The organism is Methylomarinum sp. Ch1-1 (genome assembly GCF_030717995.2).
Lineage (GTDB): Bacteria > Pseudomonadota > Gammaproteobacteria > Methylococcales > Methylomonadaceae > Methylomarinum > Methylomarinum roseum.
Genome location: NZ_CP157743.1, coordinates 3346304 through 3364583, shown reverse-complemented (window position 1 = coordinate 3364583; position 18280 = coordinate 3346304). Strand labels below are relative to the sequence as shown.

The 18280-nt window shown below is 49.3% G+C and carries 13 protein-coding genes; 5 read left to right on the top strand and 8 right to left on the bottom strand.

The window, feature by feature from the left end; all coding sequences use genetic code 11:
• Positions 1 to 270 precede the first annotated feature (270 nt).
• Complete coding sequence (locus tag Q9L42_RS15400; RefSeq protein ID WP_305907523.1) at positions 271 to 720, bottom strand: hypothetical protein; 450 nt, start codon at positions 718 to 720, stop codon at positions 271 to 273.
• Positions 721 to 1158: 438 nt separating this feature from the next.
• Between Q9L42_RS15400 and Q9L42_RS15395 the strand changes: the two genes are divergently transcribed.
• Complete coding sequence (locus Q9L42_RS15395) at positions 1159 to 2820, top strand: ATP-binding protein (protein ID WP_349431363.1); 1662 nt, start codon at positions 1159 to 1161, stop codon at positions 2818 to 2820.
• Between the two features lie 68 nt (positions 2821 to 2888).
• Here the strand turns inward: Q9L42_RS15395 and Q9L42_RS15390 are convergent, their stop codons facing one another.
• Complete coding sequence (locus tag Q9L42_RS15390) at positions 2889 to 3992, bottom strand: sulfotransferase domain-containing protein (protein WP_349431362.1); 1104 nt, start codon at positions 3990 to 3992, stop codon at positions 2889 to 2891.
• A 466-nt stretch (positions 3993 to 4458) separates the two neighbouring features.
• Positions 4459 to 5472 carry an IS110 family transposase gene (locus tag Q9L42_RS15385; RefSeq protein WP_305907107.1) on the bottom strand — a complete coding sequence of 338 codons (1014 nt, stop codon included), beginning with the start codon at positions 5470 to 5472 and terminating at the stop codon, positions 4459 to 4461.
• Between the two features lie 938 nt (positions 5473 to 6410).
• Between Q9L42_RS15385 and Q9L42_RS15380 the strand changes: the two genes are divergently transcribed.
• Together Q9L42_RS15380 and Q9L42_RS15375 are read left to right on the top strand one after the other, a co-directional pair.
• Entirely contained in the window at positions 6411 to 7619 is a 1209-nt protein-coding gene (locus Q9L42_RS15380; protein ID WP_305907526.1) for a radical SAM protein, read from the top strand.
• 200 nt (positions 7620 to 7819) lie between these two features.
• Positions 7820 to 8815 (top strand): hypothetical protein, encoded by a 996-nt coding sequence (locus Q9L42_RS15375; RefSeq protein WP_305907527.1) that lies wholly within the window; start codon positions 7820 to 7822, stop codon positions 8813 to 8815.
• A 221-nt stretch (positions 8816 to 9036) separates the two neighbouring features.
• Here the strand turns inward: Q9L42_RS15375 and Q9L42_RS15370 are convergent, their stop codons facing one another.
• Complete coding sequence (locus tag Q9L42_RS15370) at positions 9037 to 9636, bottom strand: hypothetical protein (RefSeq protein ID WP_349431361.1); 600 nt, start codon at positions 9634 to 9636, stop codon at positions 9037 to 9039.
• A gap of 104 nt (positions 9637 to 9740) precedes the next feature.
• On the opposite strand from Q9L42_RS15370, the gene Q9L42_RS15365 reads away from it, so the two are divergent.
• Entirely contained in the window at positions 9741 to 11168 is a 1428-nt protein-coding gene (locus tag Q9L42_RS15365) for a GMC oxidoreductase (RefSeq protein ID WP_305907528.1), read from the top strand.
• Between the two features lie 138 nt (positions 11169 to 11306).
• A complete protein-coding gene (locus Q9L42_RS15360) occupies positions 11307 to 11804 on the top strand; it encodes a VOC family protein (protein WP_305907529.1) in 498 nt (165 codons plus the stop codon).
• Between the two features lie 1603 nt (positions 11805 to 13407).
• On the opposite strand, the gene bstC is transcribed toward Q9L42_RS15360, so the two are convergent.
• Genes bstC through Q9L42_RS15340 form a run of 4 tightly spaced genes read right to left on the bottom strand, consistent with a single transcriptional unit; the run spans position 13408 to position 18200 of the window.
• Entirely contained in the window at positions 13408 to 14217 is an 810-nt protein-coding gene (bstC, locus tag Q9L42_RS15355) for a sterol transporter outer membrane protein BstC (protein WP_349431360.1), read from the bottom strand.
• A 4-nt stretch (positions 14218 to 14221) separates the two neighbouring features.
• Positions 14222 to 15058, bottom strand: coding sequence for a sterol transporter periplasmic substrate-binding protein BstB (bstB, locus tag Q9L42_RS15350; protein WP_349431359.1), 837 nt, complete (start codon positions 15056 to 15058; stop codon positions 14222 to 14224).
• Positions 15058 to 17772 carry a sterol transporter cytoplasmic membrane protein BstA gene (gene bstA, locus Q9L42_RS15345; RefSeq protein WP_349431358.1) on the bottom strand — a complete coding sequence of 905 codons (2715 nt, stop codon included), beginning with the start codon at positions 17770 to 17772 and terminating at the stop codon, positions 15058 to 15060. Before bstA ends, bstB begins: the two co-directional genes overlap by 1 nt.
• Positions 17769 to 18200 (bottom strand): Rieske 2Fe-2S domain-containing protein, encoded by a 432-nt coding sequence (locus tag Q9L42_RS15340; RefSeq protein ID WP_349431357.1) that lies wholly within the window; start codon positions 18198 to 18200, stop codon positions 17769 to 17771. The genes bstA and Q9L42_RS15340 overlap by 4 nt, the downstream gene beginning before the upstream one ends.
• Between the last annotated feature and the right edge of the window lie 80 nt (positions 18201 to 18280).

Here is an 18280-nt window from a genome sequence, read left to right as displayed (position 1 = left end):
AGGCGCAATTCGAAGGTCGGATCAAGACGAGAAAAGAAAGGTGGACAATCCCCTTTTTTCCCGCGCCGAGGGCGGCGCTCCTACGTCAACTACTCTAGGATATGCTGAACAGCGTGAAGCGCATCAAAAACCGGTGTGCTTCCTGTCGTCAGCACACCCCACCCGCAGTTCGTAGGACGGATCAAGCATCGTGGATCCGTCAAAAAAGTTATCCGATATTGAACCCTCGCCTCGCGCCGAGGGCGGCGCTCCCACGGAATTGTGATTAGACTAGATGATGAAAAAGGACGTGATATATAGGCCCAGGGGAAGATACACGCTCACCAGCAATATCCGTTGCATTCGGTTCAGGTGCGCCCAATAACGCCGAGTCTCTTCTTTTTGTTGTTGGTAAGCTTGCGTCGAAGTTGTTTTCAGGCGCCGCCACCAGTCGGGCGCCTTGAGGCATAAGACGACCGCGACAGCGGCGGCCAGCGCGATAAGTATATAAAAGACATAGCGCTGAGTGTCGGCTTTGTTGAGATGAAAAAAATGCTGGATGGCTTCTTCCAGTAAAAGCTCGAAGCCTTCAAAAGCGTATTCCAGCAGCGTAAATAGCAGGTCGAAAATCTCTTCCGGCATGATGATCAGCGTAGCGATCACTAGGGCCCGTAGGATTTTTCTGAACGATAGTGTATAGCCGCGTAATGGCTGCAATAATGCGATTATTTTGTCCGTCATTGCTTAACTATTCGGCATTTCGCCGGTCAAATTACCAGGAGACATTGTTTCCCTGCATCAACTTCCGGGTTAGCGGTTCAGCTTCACTGCCGATTCGATTTGCCTAATCAATCATCAGATCTGAATGTAACTATTCAGTATAAAAATGCATTTACTATCAGTTACTTGCTCCAGAAGACGCCGTTCACCCAGCACCTAAATAAACGAAGATGATTTATCGCAGCCATTAGCCTATGGAATTTAGGTGTTGGGTCAATATGTCCCTATAGGCTTGGATGCGACATCCCTGTCGCATACACTTCTTCCACAAGCAATTGATAGTAAAAGAAATATTTTCTCAGTATCAAGCTGAATAGTTACATCTGAATTATATAAAATTTTCCTACTCGTTAAAAACTGAACTAAGCTTGTTAGGTGTATTTCTAAACGGGTAACAAAATGACAGAACAAGAATCCAGTATTTTGATTGGCTATTTAACCGAAGTAAGGGGTGACGGCATGGATGCTCGGATAGCACCGGAACATGCGACGGAATTACCGGTCATTAAAGTTGGCGAGGAGGAGATTCTGGTCGGCCATATAGGATCCTACGTGGTGATAAGACAATCCAATATTGGAGTGTTGGCGCTGGTGTTTAAGATGTGGGAGCGCGATCGTTTCGATCAGCAGGGTCAACGCGCATCGGACCGCTTCATTTCGTTGATTCCGGTCGGTGAAATTCAAGCGGGAAATTCCTTTGTCAGAGGGGTGCGCCATTACCCGACACCCGGCGCACGGGTTTATGCCGTCGGCCTGGATGAAATCAACGCCATTTTTTCCAAGTTTCGCGATTACAATTTCTTTATCGGTCAGCTGTCCACGCATAAGGACTATCATCTGAGTCTGGATCCCAGAGCATTATTCGGTCGCCATTTCGCGATACTCGGTCAGTCCGGCTCCGGAAAATCATGGACCGTCACCAGCCTGATCCAGCACACCATCAAGGCTATGCCGAGAACCCATTTGATCATGTTGGATCTGCACGGTGAATATTGTTGGAAAAATGACGACGGCTCGATTGAATCGGCGTTTCCCGATGAGATGGTCAATTATGTCGACGCGCTGGACATGGAAATGCCTTATTGGATGATGACCTATGCGGAACTGGTGGATTTGTTCATCGACAAGGATGACAGCGGCGCCTCGATGCAAATGGCCTTCATGCGCGAGGTCTTACAGCAATTGAAACGTAAGGAAGCGAAAAAAATCGGTCTTGGCGTCGTGTCGATCGATACGCCTATTTATTTCTCGTTGGCGGAAATGTATATGCAGTTTAAAAACGCCAATGAAGAGAGAAAAGATTTCGGTAAAACCCAGGGCGCCTTGTTCGGCCAATTCGATGAATTCCTGGTACGGATGCAGAGCCGCTTTAACGACGTGCGTTACGATTTCCTGCTCAAGCCGAAAAAGCGCAATAGCTCCGAAGGCATGGCCGATTTGTTAAGACAGTTTATCGGTCTGGGGGAGAAAAAAGCCAACATCACCGTGGTCGATTTGAGTTCGGTGCCGACCGATGTCAGGCCTGCGGTTTCCGCCCAGGTCGGTCGGCTCGCCTATGAATTCAACTATTGGAATCCGAAACGGCGTGAATTTCCGATCACGCTGATCTGCGAGGAGGCCCATGCCTACATTCCGAGAGAAAGAGGCGGGCAGTTCGAAGGCACCAAGAAAATGATGGAACGGATCGCTAAGGAAGGGCGGAAATACGGCGTTTCCATCGGCGTCGTCAGCCAGCGCCCGACCGAACTGTCCGAAACCATGTTGTCGCAATGCAGCTCCTTCATCTGTTTGAGAACGACCAACCCCGACGATCAGCAATATATCCGCGGGCTGGTGCCGGAAGCGGAAGGGGATTTGACCGATATTCTGACTTCACTCGGACGAGGGGAAGCCTTGGTGCTGGGCGAGGCCGCGCCGCTGCCGACTCGCGTGCAAATCTATCGTCCCAACCCCGAACCGAAGAGCAACGATGTGGATTATTACACCAGTTGGCGGGAAGGGCCGGACGATCTCGATGTCGAAGGCATCGTTAGCAACTGGCGTACCCAGACGCGGACATAGCGCCGCTAGTCTCGCAAGTCCAGGCATTGGCCGATATATTGCTTGTTTAGGATTTGACGAGATGCTGGTTATAGGTATTGCAAGCGGCGCTGGTAACCAAAAAATCTCCGATTGATATCTTCTGCCACTCGTGTAGGCATTTCCTCCTCCCATGCACCAACACGGCCACTGCGCAGGTGGCCGGTTTTCAACATGTCGGCAACGAATCCTTCTTGATCAAAGAAATTTTTCTGCATATTACCGAATGAATGTTCTTGCGCAATATCGAAAAGCGCCTGGTCTGGAACGCTGATTTTCCAAAAATTCATAACTTTCCGAAGGGATGCCGAGGTATCGGAGACTAAGTCTTCATATTTGATGACGGGGAAACTGTTGGCGCCAACAAAATCCAACCATTTTTCAAGTTCGCCAAAATAGTAGCGGGAGCTGCCAAATAGTTGGGCGATAAAGTGCTCGAAGTAAAAATCCTCTACATTGGGGTAGCGGGGTGAAGAAAATCCGTTCTGCAGATCAACGCGGCTTAGGTGGTGAAACCACGAAACCACGACGTCTCGCATATCGCGGACCAGCACCACCGCGCCGTGATTGTTTGGTTTTGGCCAGTCAACTTCTATATCTCGAAGGTGTGATAACGTGATTTGCTGATTTGCTCTTACTCCCAACACTCTTTCAAGCATCGCCATCATCCAGACTGTTCCAGATTTGGGGATGCTATTTACAATAAAGAGTTTGTGCATTGGCACTTTGTTTGCCTCTAATGGTTTTGCAATATACCTGAGATAATTATGATTTTCAGATTCGCACGTTTTAGGGGGGGAGGGGCCGATATAAAGATCTGACGCGATGTTCAAAAACTTTTGAATCTTGTTTTCACGCTGAATGACAGCTTCGCCGTCGAAAACGTTATAAAAATTTTGCGAAAAAAGCTCAGCAATCGCCTCGTTAAATAATCGGCTGACAATTATAAAGATATCATTTTTGCAAAGTCGCCCTTTAATGTCGTTATAAGACGTGACCGGAACGCCGAGGATCTCAGTGTCTACATCATTTAAGAATTCGGGATAATCAATAATGCCGGAAATGTGATCTCTGGAAAGGTCGCCATGATCCGTTAACCAAGTTAATATTAATTGCGCTTTATATCCAGACCCAAAAATATAAATATCCGACATTTACGGTTTCCCGGTTGCAAACAAAATTACCGCTTAAGTGTAACCTAAATTGGAATATAGCCTCAAAGTCGAGTGTTAATTGCAGCAATTCCCATATATGGACTCCTCTCCAATTGCAAGCCAAGATTGTTCAAAAATGATGTTTCCAACAGAGATCGAGATTGCCGCCATATATTCGGCCTCTTGATGAAGGTATTTATCGACCTTCGGGCCCTGATGAAGCTATCCGCGCGCTTTTATCTCTATCACTTTGCCGATTTCAAGGAATCTTCGGGAATAACGGATTTTAAAAGCGCCGGTCTGACCTGTTGAATGTCATCACTTTGAGAGTCTTGCCTCCGCAATTTGGTTGAACTCGTTTACTACAGTGTTGTTAGGGTTATCCACGCTTTGTCCACATGCGTAGAGCCCTTCAATCGTGCTCGGAGCTTGTGGGCAAAGGGTGGATAACCCGGTTTTCATCGGCTTAGGCCATTTGTGGCACGTAATCGCCGCCACGCGTTGCCAGCGCCCAAATGATCCGGGCGTTCTTGTTGGCCAAAGCCACGGCCGCTTTGTTGAAGCCTCGCCGTTCAATCAAGCCTTTGAGCCACAGGCTCAAGGGGTCGCTCTTGTCACCGCAGTATTTCAGCACCGCTCTTGCCCCGTGAATCAAGGATGTGCGCAATTGGCGGTTGCCGCGTTTACTGATGCCCAGTAATACCTGCTTATCGCCGCTGCTGTGCTGCCTTGGCACCACGCCCAAGCTGGCCGCGTAATCTCGGCTCGAATCATAACCCTTGCCATCGCCGACGTCAGCCGTGGCCAAAATGGCGGTCAAAGGACCGATACCCGGTATGTCAAGCAATCGTCGGGCTAAGGCATTGTTTTGGCATACTGCCGTAATTTCCCGGTCCAGAGCCCGGATCGCTTCGTCCAAGGCTTTCAGCGCTTGATACTGCTCGGCAAACAGCTTCCGGCTCAGCGTGCTGAGGTCATTTTCCCCGTCCTCCAGAATACTGGGCAGTTGTTTTCTGAACTGATTCACGCTACGCGGCAGCACGATGCCTCGTTCAGCCAGATAACCGCGCATTTGATTGACCAAGGCCGTGCGTTCGTCCACCTTACCTCGCCGGACACCTTGCAGCATGGCTAAGTCTTGCTGCTCAATGCCTTTGATCGCCACGCTGCGTTTGTTCGGCTGGCAGGCCGCCGTGTAAATCGCCTCGGCGTCGTTGTAATCGTTTTTATTGCCAACCACGAATGCCTTCACGAAGCGAGTATTCAACAGCACTACTTCGTGGCCCAGGGCCTGAAATGCCCGGGCCCAATGATGAGCGCCGCCGCAGGCTTCCATCGCGATCACGCTCACCGGCATCTGAGCCACAAAGGCCAACAGTTCCGACCGTTTCAATTTCTTTTTCTTTGCTTTGCCGTCTTGCATCATGAACATATGAAACACTAGTTTTGCAATATCTAAACCCACTACGTTAAGATTCATCTCGAACTCCTCTTTGTTCTGTTTAAGTTGTTAGTAGGTGTATTGTGACACCGTTAGAGGGTGGAGAGGAGTCCATATCATCACTTTGGCGTTCAAAAAGGGCATGGGGTGTGTTTGGCGAGGATGTCGGCAGCAAGGATGCTGCCGTCAAGCCCCCAGGGATGGGTTTACCCAGCACCTAAATACCATAGACTATTGGCTATGATTTATTATCGTCGTTTATTTAGGTGCTGGGTGAACGGCGCTCCTCGACAGACACACCCCATGCCCTAAACCCCGCAAAAATACTCAAACTGATGAATTGCTGGTGTTAATTGGCTGACCTTTGTACACGACAAAAATTTTCGAGGCTACAGTCATTGAATTACTGTAATCACTTGTCATGAGCATTTGCTCAAAGCCGCATAAGCTTGATTGTAGGCTGGATTGCGAATTCAGTCATTAAGCCGTTGCGAGTTAAACTTTTATATGCTAAAAATCTAGTAAGAAGTGAATTAATTCACTTCTTATCATGCTTACAGTACAAATATTAAGGAGCCAATATGACTATTCAAAACGTTCAATGCTTCGATATCTCAACTGCCGTTTCTAAAGCTAAGTCAGCACATATAAAAGGGAAACTCAAGCACTATGGACCGTTAGCCGTCTCAGGGGCCGAGGAAGTAAAATCTACTTGTGCGGCTTCGTGGGGACCGATGATGCGTCGATAGCTGACGCGCACGTCAAGCGTTTTTACGATAAAAGTTTCAAGGCGCCCCTAATGGGAGAGGGCTCAATCAAGCCCGCTTGACGCTTTCATTTTCCGGGATGTTCCCAAGCGTTTGTCATAATCATTCGATAGAAATGTATTTTCGTATCTAATCGCCATTTGGAACTCGGATCGTCTCCAGTTTCAAATGGCCGTCCGGCTACGTTATCAATAGAATCTACGAAATAAAATGAATAGGCTCAGTGAAGGCAATATCCCGGTTGGCCCTGTAGAAATGGTGGTTCTTCAGAGCACATCCTTTTGTAATTTAAATTGTTCGTATTGTTACCTATCAGAAGAAAGCCGCCGAAATAAATCGGCGATGGCTATATCCACCATTGAAACTATATTCGAAAAGTTGTTATCTAGTCGTTATGTTGACAAGACATTGCGCGTGAGTTGGCATTCCGGTGAACCACTTATATTAAAACCCTCTTATTATCGAGAAGCGATTGAGCGCATCTTGAAAATAAGGGATTATTACTGTTTATCAGATTTTAATATACGCTTCGATATTCAGACTAATGGCACACTGATCAATCAAGAGTGGTGTGATCTCATCAATGAGTATGGTGAGCTTTTGACAATTGGGGTTAGTTGTGACGGCCCGGCGTCTCTTCATGATTTGTACCGAAAAAACTGGTCGGGGAAACCCTCACACACCTTAACTCAGCAGGGAATGCAGCTATTATGCGAAAACGGTATTGACTTCGATGTAATCGCGGTGGTTTCGCCAGAAAGCTTGGAGCATCCGGTCGAATTTTTAGAGTATTTCTCACGATTCTCGAAGTATATTCGTGAATTTCATTTCAATCTTCACGACGAAATTTTTATAGATAGTGAAGACAGCAAAAAAATTGAGTCGTATGCAAACAAGTATGACTTGTTCTTGCGTTCGCTATTGAATGAAATCTCAAAGCACGAAAACAAGAAATTTCCACAAATCCGAAATTTTTCGATTTTCTACAATATGCTATTCGGGGAAGCGAATGGACGTCAGAAATATGATGCTCGCAGCATGAGTAAGCCGTTTAAAACATTGAGTATCGAAGCAAATGGCGATCTCACGACTTTCTATGCCGGATTGACGGTAGACGAGTGCAAAGACCTTAAGGATTTGTATGGCGACGGCAAAGGGTTGGTGGTTGGCAATGTATTGAATGCAAGTCTTGATGAAATTGCTAATTCGACCAAGCTTCAAAAAATAGCAAGTGATTTCGAAGCAAGCCACCGAGCTTGCGAAGCTGGATGCGAGTATTTTAATCTCTGTTCCGGCGGTTACAATCTGATTAAATTCAGAAGATTTGAGAGATTTAACGTGGCCCAAACCCCGGAATGCCTTATTCATGTCAAGACCTTTGCGAATACACTATTGAGTCACTTAAACGAAAGCAACTAAGCCTTTTAATCCTGTTTTGGTTGAGAATCTTCATCTAATTACGACTTGGAGAAGAATGAAAATGTAGACATATCAAATTCTGTTGATTTACTCGTAGGGCGCCTGAGGAATCTAAGCCAGAGGTATGATGGTTTCGGCCCCCGTCTAAATATCACAAGTATGAAAACGCTTCATTGTTTTGCAACATCGGTGCCTCTCTCATGAGATTTCTCAATCGTCCATCTGATGCCATTAATACGATTCCTATCGACAGATCCTTCTTATTAAGTCATGGTGCTGGAGAGACCGTGAGAAAAATTCGAAGCATCGTTCGCAATGTCGAGTTCGAATTGCTCGAAAACGAGTTAGGTTTCCGCATGCTGGGTCCAGATATGTATTATCACACGATTGATCCGTATCTTTCTAAGGCCTTGGGCAAGTATAAAAAAGGCATGCTCTTAGGGGATATTCTCGACTATCGATCAAGAAGGGCATCATTTGATTTGTGTTTTGAGGATTCTTGGTCAGGCTACTTCTTGGCCGACCATTTAGGTAGAAATGATCGTGCGGATGACTTAGTTCTCATCCATCTGGATGATCATACCGATATGATGTCGACGTTGCTTGAACGTACCGGAGAAGGATTGACGGATCCATCAACGGGCAAATCATTTGATCCTTCAGTTCGTAATGATTGGGAGTCTGCTATATATTCGGGCTGTATCGGCATAGGAAGCTTTATCACGCCGCTGTACTACTCCGATCATAAAGTTCATGTAAGGCATCTAAATAATAGTGCGAGCAGTACCTATGACTTATACAACGTGATTCAAGAGAACTACTGCTATGAGCTCATTCCCAATAAACAATTTGCCGCAATTCGTCTGGCAAATTCAGATTGGCAGAATAGCGCGGGAACGTATCGAGGTGGGAACAACGTCGATAAAGTGCTGGCAAGCACCCCTGAAGGTCAGGTCATCGTGCACATTGACCTCGACTACTTTATCAATGATTTCAACGGTAATGTCGGAACAGCTTTTCATTTTCCCAATCACGACTTGAAATATCAAGTGATCCAAAAATTGGAACGATTTTTTGACGCTTTACACGCGATGCAGGTTCGTGTGGACCATTGGATAATAGCGACTTCTCCCGGATTTTGCTCGGCATATCATTGGGATTGGCTTTTAACAGAAATAGAGGACAGAATCAAATAAATGAAAATGGGTAGGTAATCAGACTAAGGTTTTGAAATTTGTAAAATCGTAACTATTCAGTATCTTTCGGGTTTTAGGCAGTAGGTCATTGATTTCTCGGGACGCGTGAATACATCCATGTAAGCTCTGACTGCAACGTCCTGTTGCAGACAGCCCGATAAATCAATAACCTACTCCCTCTTAGTAAAACTACGCTGAATAATTACGTAAAATCTTTATTATTAGATCAAGGCGCATGCTGAAAAACATGCGGTCAAAACAACCACTTGTTCGCCAGCAAGCAGCGGTGGCCGACCATGCCATACTGCTGAACCGCGGCCCACAACGACTAAACCGTTGCGTGTCTTGATCATATGTCGGAGATTAGCCGGTTTTCCAACACCGTCTTCGTATATTTTCAACACTAACCCCGTGTCGAGCTTATTCGGATCTGGGGAGGTGGCCTCTAAATACACTAAGACTGTCGCTAGGCAATCATCCGCAACGTCTCGATGCGGGCTTAAGAAATCGCCAGTCCCATAGTAAGTGTAACAACTTGATTCCTCGGAGAGAATGAAACGTTGAGCAAAGATTGACCGTAAAAATTCAGCAAATGGATGACTAGTCAAAAAAGCTCTCGCAACTTCTCCAAGGTCAGCCAGTTGCCCCCTATAGGAAACCGAACCATTGTCGACTGCGCGGCGAGCTCGTGATTTTTGAGCTAAAGCTTCCTCTCGGAGCGCTACAAATAAGGCATCATTTATTGAGTTTTCTATAGACGCAAATCCGATATTAACAATGTCCGACTTTAATGATGTGAGTTGGCCTCGCGGAATAATCATGATGGCATGGTTCTCAAGTTATTAAGTAATATCTATGATAGTCGCTCAAAGTTTGGTGCAATCGGGCTTAAAATTCAATAATAACAAGAACGAATGTATTTGACATGATCCTTGATTCTCGAGATGAAAAAGTGAATTTGAATCGGTCGGTTCAGATAGCTATCGTTGGGGCGGGGCCTGCGGGACTGACTTTGGCGAATGAATTGGCCGATTTGGGTCCGGTGCTTGTTATCGAAAGCGGCGGATTTGAAGTCGATGCAGACCTGCAGGCGCTGCAAATCGGTGAATGTGTGGGCATCGACTACCCGCTGACTGAAACACGCACACGTCAATTCGGCGGGTCTTCCGCACTATGGGCAGGATATTGCGCTGTTTTCGATTCTCATGACTTCACTCATCGTGAATGGGTTCCCGGCAGTGGTTGGCCATTCGGGGTGGAAGCCATTAAACCTTATTATGAAAAAACCGCCAAATTACTAAATATCGACGATCTTAATTTTGACCCTCGAGATATTGCGAGACGCGCTGAAATCCAACTTCCTTTCGATAATGAGATTGTCATCCCCACTGTTTGGCGGTTTGGGACGCCAACCGTGAGAATTAGCGAACACCATCGGGATCACTTCGATACATCGAAGAATGTGATAACGTTGACCCATGCGAATGTCGTTGATATTCGGCTAGACGCTGAACACAGCATGGCCTCAACGCTCAAAATACGCACCTTGAGTGGGCGAGAAGGCCATATTTCAGCCGACATCTTTGTTTTGGCGTGCGGTGGCATCGAGACAGCGCGCATTCTGCTTAATTCGGATACCCAAGTTTGCCACGGACTGGGTAACGCCAACGACTGGGTGGGACGAAACTTCATGGAACATCCGCATCTGTCTATTAGCGCGTTGACCGTGGAAAGAGTCGGTTTATTCAAGAATTGGCTCGAACGAGGGTATTTCGACGAAGAAAAACAGTTTTTGTTGTGCGTAGGGCTGTCGGAACGAATACAGAAAGAAGCGCAAATTTTGAATGCTCGTGCTCATATATATCGGACGCCAAGTATGAGTGACGACGAAACGCCGAAGGTTGGTATGTTTTTGGAGCAAGCGCCCAATCCGAACAGCCGGCTTACCCTGTCTGATCGAACGGATTCCCTGGGAATGCGTCGGGTCCGCCTGGATTGGCGGCTCACGGAACTTGATTGGAAGTCATACGAAAAGACGGCGAATTATTTAAGCCGCGAATTTGAGCGTATTAATGTCGGCAAGGTGCGGGATACTATCCATCTGATCGATCGCGATGATAGCTTATTACTCCATTCGAATCATCATCTCGGCACCACACGCATGTCCAGGAATAAAGCCGATGGCGTCGTTGACTCTAATAGTCGGATGCACGATTACAGCAACATTTATATTGCTGGTGGCAGCGTGTTTCCGAGTGCTAGCTGGGCTAATCCAACATTTACCCTTATTGCGTTGACTCTCCGCTTAGCTGATCATATACGCACGAAGCTTGAGCAGGTTCGCGGTGGATGAATAGGACTTCAAGTAGCTGAAAATCCTTTCCCTCACCCTTTCGATTCTCAAATTGAACATTGCTGATAATTGGAACTTCAAGTTGAACTCGGAAATGAAATTTGGTAGTTTTTAAAAAGCAAACAGAGAGGTAGGGTAATGGGCAGCGGATTTTCACACGTCGGTTTATCAACGCTCGATATGGATGCCACGATTCAATTCTATAAGAATGTGCTCGGTTTCCCCCTTGTCGCCGAGCATAAGACCCGAATCAAAGAAGGAGGTATGTTGCGCCAAGCCTATTTTGAAGTGGGCGATCAACAGTTCATTGTTTTCATGGAGCCGAAAGAAATCTCGGGCATTCCGGCGGAATATGATACCGGAATCAACGGCGCGCTTGGGTTGCCGGGCGGCATGTATCATTTCGCCCTGAAGATTCATACCCTCGACGGCCTCGAAAAAATGCGCAATAAGCTGGAAGACCAGGGGATAGATGTTTCTCAGGTGATCGATCTTGGACATGCAAAATCAATCTTCTTGCTTGATCCGAATAATCTCCAGATTGAGTTTTGCTGCGATATAAGAACCTTCACTGATTCCGATCTTCATCAACAATCCGAGGCGAGCATAGTATTGCCGGATCAGGACGACGATTAATTCTCAAAATAATTGGCAGGAATAATTGGGGGCACCCGTTTGCCAGCCTGTCCTGTGTCAATAAGCCAAAAAAATCTCTGCTGAAAAAACAGCATTTCAAAAAGCCATGAGTCGCATCGTATAATTAGGGTGAAATTTGAAGTTTGCCACATCAATTTGATGACTGCAGGAAAAAAAATGGCAAGGCTATCGAGAGTATGTCCGATTGGAACACTACAACACATCATTCAGCGCGGTAATAATCGGCAGGTTTGTTTTGCCGACAAACACGATTTTGCAGTGTCTGCTAATTGGCTAAAGGAAGCTTCGGAGAAATATCAGGTCGATATTCATGCCTGGTTCAGGACGAAATCTACCTATTGGAACTTTATCGCTATATCGAGTTGAATCCGGTTAGGGCAGGCATGGTGGGATAGCCGTCGGGATATATTTGGTCGAGCTACGCCAGCAATTCGTTTGGTAAATTATCCGAACTATGTACTACACCTCATGTACTGTATATGGTGTTAGGTAGAGAGGCAATTGAGCGGCAAGCCAGATATCGGGTGTTATTCAAGCGACATATCGAAGGAGAATTACTGGAATAGATTCGACGGACGCTGAACAAAGGGCTGGCGCTAGGGAATGAAGGTTTAAAGCATAAATCGAAAAACTGACCGGCCGGTGGGTATCAGACAAAAAGGTCGGGCGCCCTGTTGGTTGGCGAAAGATAAGATTTAATTTTACTCTGACCCCCAGGGCTCCATGACCCCCAGGGCTCCATGACCCCCAGGGCTCCAAGGCGACGCTCCTATGCAAAGCACTGACTTGCCTTCGGATGTACCGAACAGCGTGAAACGCATCAAAAACCGGCGCGCTTCCTCTCGTCAGCACACCCTAGCGTATCGTAGGGCGGCTTCGCGAAGCAAGCCGCCAAAAACCGCCACCGGGGCAAAATTGGCCGTTGTGCGAATCCAGGTGGATTCCCTGGCGGCGAATCCTGTTGCATGCCAATGTAGCCTTGCCTTCGGATGTGCTGAACAGCGTGAAGCGCATCAAAAATGGTGCGCTTCCTCTCGTCAGCACACCCTACCCACATCCGTGAGATGGATCACGCGCAGCGGATCGGCTAAAAGCATTCAATGCGCACGGGGCGGGCTATTTAACACACCCTAAACGTTTAACTTACTTTAGGCGTACGCTGAAAATCTTGGAAACGGAGCGTGCGAAGTGAAGATTTAGTCCCCGATAGCCGTAGGGCCGGTTGTTTTGTCGGAATCGTAGCGTGAGCGAAGGTGGAGACAAAATAAAAGGCTTCCCGACACGGCGTCAAGTCATTTGTGGAAGTGCGGCGGAGCCCGCATCGAGTTGGCGAAGTGGCACGGACGCAGGACGAATCGGGGCTGCCGAAGGCAATGGTTGCCACGTAATTTTTGCCGCTTGATTGGGCTGGGATGCCCAAAACAAGCTTTCGCAAAAATAGTGGCGCGCTTGTTTGTTGCTAATTTTCTGTTTTGCCACTCATTCATTTAATGAGGTAGCCCTGCTCTGACCCCCATTTATTCTCGGATTGGGAGTGGCTCCAGGCGTCCTGATCCTTAGATTGAACGGGTTTCGTCATTATTTATCGGTTTGATGATTCAATCTGTCCAATTTCCTGTGCGAATTCGATGAACTCGTTTTTCCACGGAACGACGTTGTGGCCCCAGTCAGCCTCGGTCAATAACGATTCTCCCAGCGCGAATTCGGTTTTGACCTGGCCCAGATTGGTTTCATAATCTTCATGCCAAAGCGCCTGAGCGTAGAACAGGTGGTTAAGCGGATGTTCCGGGTGTTGTTCGACGGCCCGTGCCAGCAGAGTCAGTGATTTATCGATATCTCCGATGCCGGTCGGCCAAGCGGGAGCTTTCAGATATAGCGCCCCCAACAGGCGCAGTGGTCCGCCATGATCGATATCTGGATTCAATATCAGCGCTTGTTGCATTTCGCGTTCTAGCCGCTCTAGGTTGTTCATGGCCAATGCGATGTGTTCGCGTACGACAAGACCCAGGTTGGCCGCCAGATAATAATGCAGCGCACCGTCATCGGCGCCGTCCCGGGCTAAGGCCGCTTCGGCAAAAGCCACCCCTTCGGCGGCAAGTTGTTCACGTTTTGTCTGATCGGGTTCACGTTCGGCCAGATGCAGACACAGGCGGGAAGCCAGCGGGGAGCGCCGAAGCCGGGGGTCATCGCTGTTGCGTAAAAAAATCAATGCGCATTGAAGGGATTGGCTGTTGCTCGTAGGACCGAGTCGGTTTTGTCGATTAATCAGTCCTGCGGTCGTCTGTTCGGGGCAGTCGGCAAGATCCTCGAATCCGACAGGATCGCTCCGTAGCTCGGCGCAGCCGGCCAGAAATGTCGATATCGCAATGGTTGAACAGAGAAATCGGCGCAACGTCCTAGCCCCCTTCGGTCCACAGCTTGAACAGCGGCTCGAATACCGCGTCATCTACAGGGTTGAAGGATTCCACGCCAAACAGTTCGCAGAGCTTTTGCCCCTCGCTGTCGCTACACATATGTTGCAGCGCCAGGCTGAAGCGGGCGCGCTCTTCCTCGGTCGTGGCCGAGCCGTTGGCCACAACACCCATCAGCGGAATATCGGCCGATATGAACACGACCTCGAGAGGCGATTGCAAATGCAGTGCGGAAAGTCCCGAGAATTGTTGTTCGTTCAAGATGACGGCGTCCAGTTCCCCTTTGTCCAAAGAGCGTAAGGTGCGGATCGCGAGTTTGGACGGTTTTAGGTGAAAGTGTTGGGCGAGGTCGTATTGTCCGGCAAATACGATCTTGTCGATGAAGGCGGGCTCGGCCAAAACCGTACCGCCCAGGCTTAGTCCTTGCATCTGGTCCAGGCTGTTATACTTGCCTTGCTTGGCCAGAACCCGATAGCGTTCACTGGTGCGCCCGTTAATCCTGGGTTGAACCAGCGGTAGCAAGTTGTGCCGTTTGCGCAATTCCAGATAGAGGCCTAGGGAGGTAATCGCGAATTTGGGCTCGTATTCGGTCATCAGCTTCCGGCATTCGTCGGTTTGGCTGGTAAATCGACTGTTAAAGCCGTTTTCCTGCCATTGACCGATACGCTCCACGACCCGCAACATGGAACTCATCGCATCGTTGGCATCCCTGGTATTGACGCTCCCCCCGGGGTAGCAGACCACGATCATTTCGGGTTCGTTGGCTGCATGGACGACCGAGGTTGTCCATATGAAAGCAATAAACAGGCAGATTTTTCGCATTATCTATTTCTCTTGTAGTCTAGTAATTGTCCGATGGCTGGATTCACGACGAGGGTTGCGGTCAGACAGCATAATAATCCGATCGTGACGCTCATGCCCAGCGAGGATACGCCTCGATAGCTGGCCAACGTGATGGCGCCGAGGCCGGCCAATGACGTGCCGGCAGCCAGGCCGATGGCCTTGCCGACAGTCAGACTGACCTGAAACGGTGAATGTAACTTCAATTCGCGCCAACGATAGCTGAACCACACACCGTAATCGACAGCCAGCGCCATCACCAAAGGCAGGGCAACAATGTTGGCATAATTATATCGTATGCCGCTTAGAGCCATCAGTCCCAGCATCCAACCGCCGCCGATCAGCAGGGGGAGTGCCGCCAGCGTAAACCCGAGCGGACTGCGTGTTGCCGCCATGACCCAAAGCAGACAAAGCGCCAGCGATAATTGCGTCCCGCGGGAAAAACTTGCCACCATGGCTTTGGCAAAGGCCTGTTGCGTGGTCGGAAAGCCGGTCGCATGCGGAGAAATGCTATAGACGTCTTGTATTAGAGCATCCAGGTTGTCGGGGTCGTATACGGTTTTTGCCGGAAAGGCGTAAACCGCGATAGTGCCATCGTTGGCAAAGAAACGCTCACGCAAGGCCGGCGGCAACTTCTCCGGAATCAGCGGCCGCGCCTGATGCCATTGGTCGACGATATCGAGTCCGTCATTTGCGCCCGATATCAAGGCGCGTAAAAAACTCTCGCTGCGCGCCCGGCTCAATGGGTCGTCGGACTTGAGTTGAGCCGCTATCGCCCGCAACTGCTCGCGTATGTTCTCCAAGCTCTCGACCAGGCTGACATGGCCCGCTGAGAATGCCTGTTCCTGAGCCTGATCGATGATAGTGGTGCTGTTCGCCAATATCGCCTTCACTAACTCGAATGATGTTGACGACAGGCCTTCGTGCTCCAGTTCGGCGAGTTGCTTGCGGTAATCGCTCCGGGAGAACGTCTCACCGATACTCTCGGCCTGCCGAAGCCGATGGTCGGCATCCTCGGGAAAAAGGCCGGTCAAAGATTGCGTCTGCGCAATCGTCTTCAGCTTACCTGCCTCACGATTGATTCGTCGAGCCTCGTCCATGTCTTGTGCGGTAAAAATAATGACCTCGGGTTGAATGTCGCTCTCTTCAACCATGCGCCGTTGATAATAGGCCGCCTGGGAATCTTCGGGTAACATCGCCAGCACGTCGTAGTCGAAATCGGCCGCGAACCCTTTCAGTCCGCCGAAGACAGCAGTACCTATGGCCAGTATGACAAGGGTTAAGGAGAGCAACTTGGGAAACCCGGTAAGGCTTTTGGTCGACGCAGCGGGGGAGAGACCCGGTTTTGGCGAGGAGTCGACTCTGAGTTTTGGCGGCAACAGGGCGTAGAGCGCGGGCTGAACCAGCCAAGTGCTGAGCAGGATCATCAGCACGCCGCAAGCCGCTATGATGCCCAGTTCGGAGAAGCCTGGAAAATCGACCGTGCTGAGGGCGCCGAAGATCAGTAGCGAAGCACCGCCCGCCGTCAACACCGCAGTGAAAGAGGAACCGATCCCGGCTCCGATCGCTTCCAGCAAGGGTTTGCCTGCTCGGCGCTCCTCGGCGATGCGTGAGGTGGTGAAAATGCCGTAATCCGCCCCCAGACCGAACAGAATGGCGATGAAGGCCGCGGTGATCATATTCAGATGGCCGACGCTGATCAGTGCCAGGCCCAGGCTCCACAGGACGCCGATTCCCATCGGAATGAAAATGAGCGCGGCCCAGCGCAGGCTGCGTACTACCAGTAAAATCAACATGGCGACCAGGCTGGCGGAGGTTATGGTCACGAACTTGATATCCTGGCGAATGTTGACATATTCCTCATATTCGAGCGCCGGCAGTCCGGTCAAGCCAACGGTCGGTGGAGTATGGCCGGCGGTTTGGCTTAGATCGATCAAGTTCGCCGATACCCGCTTGACCTTATCGACGAAGGGGCCCAAATGCTCGAAATTGCCGGAAGCGTTTTTCGGGTGGACGAAAACAAACAGCATCCCACCATCGTGTGAAGCAAAGTAGCCGTCGGTCATGCCACCCACGCTACTTTTTTCCAATAGCCGGTTCCAGTCCAGGTCTTCAGGAACTGTTTCGGCGAATAACCAGCGCCGCCATTGTTCCAGGAAAAACGTGGCCAGGTTCAGGCCGGCCTCGGCGGTCTGTAGCTCGATGTCCGTTCCCACCGATGGAGAATTTTTTCGGCTCCAGTTCAGGGCTTTTTCCAGGTTATGTTCCAATCCCCCGTCGATCGCAATGGGGTTGTTAGCGAGGGCCGATAGTTTATCCAGCCCTTCGTTCGGCAGCAACAGGTAGGCATGGTTCAGAAAAAATGTCATGTCGAGACGGGAGGTCGCCCGTCCAATCTCGGGTTCGGCTCTAAGCCTGGCGGCCAGATCGTTGGCAAAGGACTCCAGTTCGCTGCGTGGAGCGCCTTCCAAAACGACGATCAGATCCGAAGCGGCGCCGAAATTCTGCAAGAAATCGTTGAAGCGTTGCGCGACCTCCGTATTCTGGGGAAGTAGCGCTTGACGCGAGGTATGAATCGGGAGTTGTTGAGCGGCCCAGCCGGCAATGATCGTCAACACCAGGGTCAGCCCTAAAACCCATCTTGGATGCAGAGCGAAATATTCCGCTAGTTTGGCCATTCGCTGCGTGATTTTCATTTGCCGGGAACTCTGGTGATCAATATCAAACCATAGCGGACCTGCATCGGATAGGTTCGCCATTGTCTTTTGATCAGCGGTTTGCCAAAGCTGTCATGGGAGTAGTCTTCTAGCCTGCCTCCCCGGTTGAAAGACCCGCCATGGTAGGCGCAACGCAGATTGCACCGGTCAACTGCGCCATGTGTCAGGTTGAGCTGGCGATACGGGCAGCGGTTTTGCTCCGCCGCGAGTTCGTCATTCTTGCCCCGGCAAAGGGCGATCGATGTCTTCCAAAAAGTCACCTCTTTTATTGGGCCTTTTTTGATCGCATTGTCGTATTCCACCCCGTAGCAACGATTCGGGTCCAAGCCGGAGGCGCGGGCTTTTTGCCGTGGGTTCTTGGCGTTCGCAAAGGTTGGGGGGGAATATTTCAGTTGTGCGTTGTTCATCTTTTGAGCTTCGGTTGATGGTTAGGAGAGGGAGCACGGGTTTTAGAAAATCATGCCTCTGCGCACAAAATCTTCGTAGG